Origin of the sequence: Streptomyces sp. B6B3 (genome assembly GCF_039871525.1) — a bacterium.
Classification (GTDB): Bacteria; Actinomycetota; Actinomycetes; order Streptomycetales; family Streptomycetaceae; genus Streptomyces.
The window spans coordinates 267,492-274,250 of record NZ_JBDPLU010000010.1 but is presented as its reverse complement, the minus strand read 5'-3'; the positions used below and the strand labels follow the sequence as shown (position 1 = coordinate 274,250).

General features: G+C 73.7%; 4 protein-coding genes and 1 pseudogene. 4 read left to right on the top strand and 1 reads right to left on the bottom strand.

Annotated features, from left to right (window positions below; all coding sequences use genetic code 11):
- Nucleotides 1–47: 47 nt before the first annotated feature.
- Nucleotides 48–2,579, bottom strand: coding sequence for a PQQ-dependent sugar dehydrogenase (locus tag ABGB06_RS22190; RefSeq protein ID WP_347592053.1), 2,532 nt, complete (start codon nt 2,577–2,579; stop codon nt 48–50).
- Nucleotides 2,580–2,774: 195 nt separating this feature from the next.
- On the opposite strand from ABGB06_RS22190, the gene ABGB06_RS22185 reads away from it, so the two are divergent.
- The 4 genes and pseudogenes from ABGB06_RS22185 to ABGB06_RS22170 form a co-directional block, all read left to right on the top strand.
- Nucleotides 2,775–3,581, top strand: coding sequence for a hypothetical protein (locus tag ABGB06_RS22185; protein ID WP_347592051.1), 807 nt, complete (start codon nt 2,775–2,777; stop codon nt 3,579–3,581).
- A gap of 108 nt (nt 3,582–3,689) precedes the next feature.
- A complete protein-coding gene (locus tag ABGB06_RS22180; RefSeq protein ID WP_347592049.1) occupies nt 3,690–4,301 on the top strand; it encodes a sigma-70 family RNA polymerase sigma factor in 612 nt (203 codons plus the stop codon).
- 398 nt (nt 4,302–4,699) lie between these two features.
- On the top strand, nt 4,700–5,800 hold the full coding sequence (locus tag ABGB06_RS22175; RefSeq protein WP_347592047.1) for a pyridoxal-phosphate dependent enzyme: 1,101 nt from the start codon (nt 4,700–4,702) through the stop codon (nt 5,798–5,800).
- 155 nt (nt 5,801–5,955) lie between these two features.
- Nucleotides 5,956–6,681: pseudogene (locus ABGB06_RS22170) on the top strand (alpha-N-arabinofuranosidase); the annotation flags it as partial.
- Nucleotides 6,682–6,759 lie beyond the last annotated feature (78 nt).

The following is a 6,759-nucleotide window of genomic DNA, read 5'->3' as shown; positions in this document are numbered from 1 at the left end:
CGGGGGGGCGGCCCGCCGCGGGGGGGGCCGCCCTCTCGGCGCGCTCGTCACGGCCCGAAGGTGAGGGTGTCGACGAAGAGTTCGGGCTGCGAACCGTCGGGCCAGTCGGCGACGACGTAGAGGTCGTGCGCGCCGCCGGGGTCGGTCACCTCGGCGGTGAACGACTCGTAGACCCGTTCGGACAACGAGGTCGAGCCGGTCCACGGCAGGTTCTCGAGGCGCGCCACCACCGGCCCTTCGGGCCCGCCGGCGTGCACGGTGACGTTCGCGCCCGCCGTGCGGGTGGCGAGCCGGATCGTCAGCTCCCCGACGTCGGCGACGTTGATCCGCGGGAACATGAACCAGTTGCCCGAGTCCGGCAGGAACAGCTCGCCCATGTAGAGGGCGACGCCCTCGCCCTCGGGGTAGGTGGCGGCGTCGTACTCGCTCGGATGCAGCACCACGTCGCTCTCGCCGGTGAGCGGGGGCGCCTCGCCGGCGCCGCCCGCGTCGGTGTAGCTGGCCTGGACGATGTGGAACACGTACGCGCCTGGCCCGTGTTCGGCGTCCCGCCCCGGCGAGATCACGCCCTCGCAGTCGGCGTTCGGCGTCGCCTCGCCCATGGGGTGGCCGTGCTCGTTGTGGCCCAGCAGGTACGTCACCTCGCCCTGGGTGCAGTCCACCGCCCCGCCGTCCGGATCCTCGACGCTGACCCGGAACGGGATGTCCTCGCCGAACTCGGCGAACGTGCCGTCGGCCGGCGTCTCGATGGTGACGGTCGGCCGGGTGTTGCCGGCGACCACCGTGAGACGGGTGGTCGCGGAGGCGCCGTGGGCGTCCGTCACGGTCAGCCGCGGCTCGAAGGAACCGGCGGTGGTGTAGGTGTGCGAGACCGTGGCGCCGGTGGCGTCGTCGGTGCCGTCGCCGTCGAGGTCCCAGGCGTAGCCGAGCGCGTCGCCGTCGGGGTCGGTGGACGCCGTGGCGTCGAAGTGCACGGCGAGCGGCAGCGCGCCGGAGTCGGTGCTGGTCTCGGCGGACACCAGCGGGGTGCGGTTGCCCTCCACGTGATCGATCCGGTAGAGGCCGGCGTCGTCGTTGCTGGAGCCCCAGCCGTTGCCGTACTCCAACACGTACAACGAGCCGTCGGGCCCGAACTCCAGGTCCATGGGCTTGGCGAAGTCGAGGTCGGGCAGGAACTCCCGCATGTCCCGGGGCTCCGTCAGCTGCCGGTTCATGTCGGTGGTCTGCACCCAGTCGGTGGTCCAGTCGTAGAAGAAGCGGCGGCCGTCGAACCATTCGGGGAACTTCGTCGGGGAGTCGCTGTCCTCGTCGTAGTGGTACATCGGCCCCGCCATGGCGCCGCCGCCGTAGAGCTCGGGGAAGTACTCCTGCTTGTCGTAGGTGTAGTAGACGGTGGCGGGCTGGATCGCCGGGAGCCTGACCCGGCCGGTGTTGTTGGGCGAGTCGTTGACCGGCCGGTCGCAGTCGAACCAGGGTCCCGGCTCGTCGGTGACGTAGTTCCAGTCGTTGTAGGGCTGGTTGTCCATGGTGCAGTACGGCCAGCCGTAGTTGCCCGGCTCGGTGATCAGGAAGACCCGGACGTGTCCCGCGGGGCCGCGCTCGGGGTCGGCCTGCACGGCGTCGGGCCCGTAGTCGGCCATCCAGAGGGTGTCGGTCCGTTCGTCGTAGTCGCCGAGGGTGAACGGGTTGCGGAAGCCCATCGCGTAGATCTCCGGCCGGGTCAGGTCCGCGTGATCCCGGCTCTCCGGGAACAGGTTGCCCGCCGGGACGCGGTAACCGCCGTCCGGCAGCGGCACGATGCGCAGGATCTTGCCGTTCAGGTCGTTGGTGTTGGCCGAGGTCCGCTGGGCGTCGCCGCCCTCGTGCCCGGGTCGTTCGTCGGTGCCGGGAAAGCCGCGGGAGGCGCAGCACTCGGTGTTGTCGCCGGTGGCGACGAAGAGTTCGCCGTCGTCGGTCATCAGCAGGTCGCCCGCGCTGTGCCAGCCCATCACCCCCGCGGGATGCGGGATGTCGATGATCGGGGTCTCGGAGTCCGGGTCGAGCACGTTGTCGGCGCCCAACGTGAAGCGGGACACCCGGGAGACGAAGGTGGTGTCCCAGTCGGGCGGTGAGAAGTGCAGGTAGAGGTGGCCGGTCTCGGCGAAGTCCGGGGCCAGCGCCAGGCCCACGAGGCCCAGTTCGCCGGTGACCCGCACGGGCACGGTGCCCGCCACGACCGACGTCTGCAGGTCCGGGTCCCAGATCTTCACCCGGCCGTCCCGCTCGATGTAGACCACGCGGCCGTCGGGGGCCACGCTGATCCGCATCGGCTGGGTCAGGCCCTCACCCTCCAACAGCACCTTCTGGAACCGGTCGTCGGCGGGCGGCTCGGCGGCCGCGCTGCCGGTCCCGGCGACGGCCCCGTCGTGGGCGCCGTCATGGGCGCCTTCGTGGGCCGCCCCGTCGTGAGCAAGGGCCGTGGGCGCCAGCAGCGCCCAGGGCAACAGCAGCGCGACCAGCACGGCCCGCAACCGGCCTGCCGCGCCCGGGCGGTGCGCGCGGCACCGCCGAGGGCCTGACCTGGGTCGGTGAGGGGACATCGGGTTCCTCCGTCTCTCGCGGCTGAGCCGGGCGTGGGGGAATCTAGGCGCTCTCCGCGTCACCGGGAAGACCACGGACGGCGATTGACCGACTTTCCTCGGTGACCGACGCGTCGCCTCCGGTGCGCTGCCGGAAACGGTCGGCCCGCCGCGCGTATCGTGCCGCGCGCCGGCCGGTGCGACGATGAGGGTGTTATGGACGCGGGCCGAGCGTTGCGAGTGGCGCGGGCTGCGGTCTTCGCCGGGCTCTGCGTGCTGCTCGCCGCCTCGGGCCACGTCCTGGCCTCGGGTGCCGCGGTGTCCGCCGCCTCGTTGCTGCCCGCCTTCGCCGGCTGCGGCGCCGCCGCCTGGCTGTTGGGGCGCCGGGAGCGCGGGACGCGCGCGGTGGTCCTGGCGGCGCTGGGCACCCAGGCGCTGCTGCACGTCTTCTTCTCGGTCTTCTCGGTCTTCCCCGGCTTTCCCGGCTTCCCCAGCTTTCCCGGCTTCTCGGGCCTCGCCCCCGGCCAGGCCCGCTGCCCGGCGACGCCGGCCGCCGACTGGTGGCGGCTGGTCGAACCGCCGCCGTGTGGCTCCCCCGGACCCCATGCCGAGTCCCGCCACACGGTCCCGCACGACGCCACGGCGGCCCCTGAGGCCATGACCGACGCGGCGGCGCAGGCCCTGGCCGGTCCCGCGCACGGCGCGCTGCCCGGCGGTTCCGCCGGGATGCTGGCCGCCCACGCCGCCGCCGCGCTGCTCGGAGCCCTGTGGCTGAGTCGCGGCGAGCGCGCGGTGTTCCGGTTGCTGCGCCGCGCGGCCCAGCGCGTGCTGCCGCCCCTGCCACTGCCGGACGGCTGCCGCGCCGCGCCGGCGCCCACCCGGTCGGCCGTCCCGCGCCCCGACCGCGACACGCCGGCCCCGCGTCGGCCCACCTTCGCCCGTTCGCTGCCGTCCCGCGGCCCGCCGGCGCCGCTCGCTGTCGCGACGACAGCACGGCGCCACGGCCGGGGCTCCCCCACCTGAACGCGCGTCACCGCGCTCCCTCCTGCCCTCAGGGACCCCGGGTCCCGGCCCTCTCCCCGCCGCGCCCTCCCCGCGGACGGCGCGGCCCACGTGAAGGGCGACGGGACGATGACCTCAACGACTGGTGCCGGGGACGACGCCACGGTGACGGCCTGGGCGCTGGCCGCGCGCGGCGGCGACCGGGAGGCCGCCGACCGCTTCGTGCGGGCGGTGCGCGGCGACCTCCAGCGCTATCTCACCGGGCTCACCGGCGATCCGCAGGGTGCCGAGGACCTGGCACAGGAGACCCTGCTGCGCGCGCTGCGCGGCCTGCCGGCCTTCCAGGGCCGCTCCTCGGCACGCACCTGGCTGTTCGCCATCGCCCGGCGAACGGCGATCGACCGCCTGCGCTACGAGCGGTCCCGCCCCCGGCTGGCCGCGACCGCCGACTGGACGGCGGCGGCGGACGGCGCCCAACGCGCCCATCCGCCCGGGTTCGAGGAGGGGGTGGCGCTGCACGACCTGCTCGCCGCGCTGCCGGCGGACCGGGTGGCCGCGTTCACGCTCACCCAGATACTCGGGCTGCCCTATGCCGAGGCCGCGGCGGCCACCGGATGTCCGGTCGGCACCGTGCGTTCCCGGGTGGCGCGGGCCCGACAGACGCTGATCTCGCAACTGGCCACGGCCGAGGGGGCCGGGGCACCGGAACCGGTCCGGAGAACGCACCTCCCCTTTTCTTAGTCGTATGAAACGGGCACCTGGTTCCCCGCGCCATCCGAATAAGTTGCCACATTTTCCCGGAGTTTCGCGATCGATAATCCGGGGCACCATTCGCGTCGGTCAGACACCACTTTTCTGGTGAGTGAGGTGACCAACCGTCATGCCATGGTATGAGGACGAGAATTCCCGGTCCGATTTCTCCGCCACCCTCCTCTCCGATTCCCTGTTCCGCAAACGAAGACGACGGGAAACGGCGCGGGTCGGGAACGTCCCTCGACCACCACTCCCGGCGGCCCGTCGTGCGCGCCCGTCCCGCGGACGGCCGGTCGCCCCCGGAAGGAGTTCTCCATGATCCGACCACCACTCCCCCGCGTCCCGGCGCCCACCGGGCGCCGCCGGTCGGGCGGGGGGTGACCGAAGTGCCGCCGCCACCCCCCACCGTCGTGCACGAGCACGTCACCGACGCCGTCAAGGCGCCCGACCTGGTCAGGCTCGGCCCGCACACCGTCCTCGCGCGGTTCGAGACGCTGAAGGTCTACGCCGCGCTCGGCGCCGTCCGCCAGTTGCTGGAGCGCGGCGTCGTCACGCCGGGCCAGACCATGGTGGACAGTTCCAGCGGCATCTACGCGCTCGCCCTCGCCATGGCCTGCCACCGGCACGGCCTGCGCTGCCACATCGTCGCCTCCACCACCGTCGACGAGACCATGCGCGTGCAGTTGGAGATCCTCGGCGCCACCGTCGACCAGATGCCGCCCGCCCACGACTTACGGCTCGACCAGGAGCGCCGGGTGCGCCGGGTGCGCGAACTGATCGCCGAGCGCCCCGACATGCACTGGATGCGCCAGTACCACGACGCCGTCCACTACGCCGGATACCGCGAGTTCGCCGAGTTGGTCCGCGCGGCGCTGCCGGGCCGGGAGCTGACCGTCGTGGGCGCGGTCGGCACGGGCTCCTCCACCGGCGGCCTGGTGCTGCCGCTGCGCGAGCACGGCCTGGACGTCCGGCTGGTCGGCATCCAACCGTTCGGCAGCGTCACCTTCGGCGCCGAGCGGTTCCGCGATCCCGAGGCCATCATCGCCGGCATCGGCAGCTCGATCCCGTTCGAGAACGTGCGCCACCAGCTGTACGACGCGGTGCACTGGATCGACTTCCGCCACGCCATGGCCGGGGCCGTGGGGCTGCTGCGCGACCACGCGGTCTTCGCCGGCCTGTCCACCGGCGCCGCCCATCTGGCCGCCGGTTGGGAGGGCGCCCGCCACCCCGGGCGCACCTGCCTGGTCATCGGGCCCGACACCGGGCACCGCTACGTCGAACGGGTGTTCGCCCGGCACCGCGAGGCGGCCGATCCGCGCACCCTGAAGCCGCACCAGATAACCGACCTCGCCGATCTCGCCCCTCCGTGGTCCGTCATGGAGTGGCGGCGCCGGCCGCACCCCGTCCGCCCCGCGCCGGCGCGCGTCGCCCGGGCCGGCCGTCCCCGCCGACCCGCCGAGGACCGCGGCAGGGAGACCGCCTCCTGACCGTCGCCGCCCGACCGTCCCCACCCGAACGACGTCGCCCGACCGACGGCCCCGCTGATCCCGGCGGCGGGATCAGCGGGGCCCTCCCGGACGGCGGCCGCCGCGCGAGCGCGACCTGTTGACCGGTCAGGTCGTCGCCTCTACGGTCTGCACGGCTGGCCGACGACTTCTCCGCCGGCGCCGACCAGTGGAGCCACGCCACCGGCGTCGGCAGCCGGGCGGTGGCGGACGGCGCGTACGTGCAGAGCGACACCACCGCGGAGAACACCATGGTCACCGCCGGCGACCCCGGCTGGACGAACTACGACCTGGCGGTGACCGCGACGAAGCAGGCGGGCGGCGAGGGCTTCCTCGTCGGCTTCGGCGTGCGGGACACCAGCACCTACTACTGGTGGAACCTGGGCGGCTGGAACAACACCGCCTCGGCCGTGGAGAAGGCGGAGGACGGCGCCAAGACCACGCTGCTCCAGGACGGCACGACGATCGAGGCCGGCCGCGCCTACGACATCCGCGTCGAGGTGCGCGACCGCGAGGTCACCCTCCTCCTGGACGGCGAGGAGTGGGGAAGCTTCACGGACGACGCGGTCGCCGAGCCGTTCCGACAGGCCGTCACGCGGGACGCGGAGACCGGCGACCTGATCCTGAAGGTCGTCAACGCGCAGGAGGACGCGGCCCGCACCGCCATCGACCTAGGCGCCGGCACCGCCGTGCGCCCGACGGCAGAGGTCACCACCCTGCGGGGCGATCCGGAGGCGGTGAACACCGGGACGGAGCGGCCCGTCCAGTCGGTCGAGTCCACCTTCGACGGGGTGGACTCCCGCTTCGACTACACCTTCCCCCCGTACTCCGTGACCTTCCTGCGCATCCCCGCGGAGGAGTGACGACCGGATGCCCGCGGACCCCGCCACCGTCACCGGCGGGGTCCGCGCCGCCCGCGACCGCGCGGCCCTCCCCGTCGC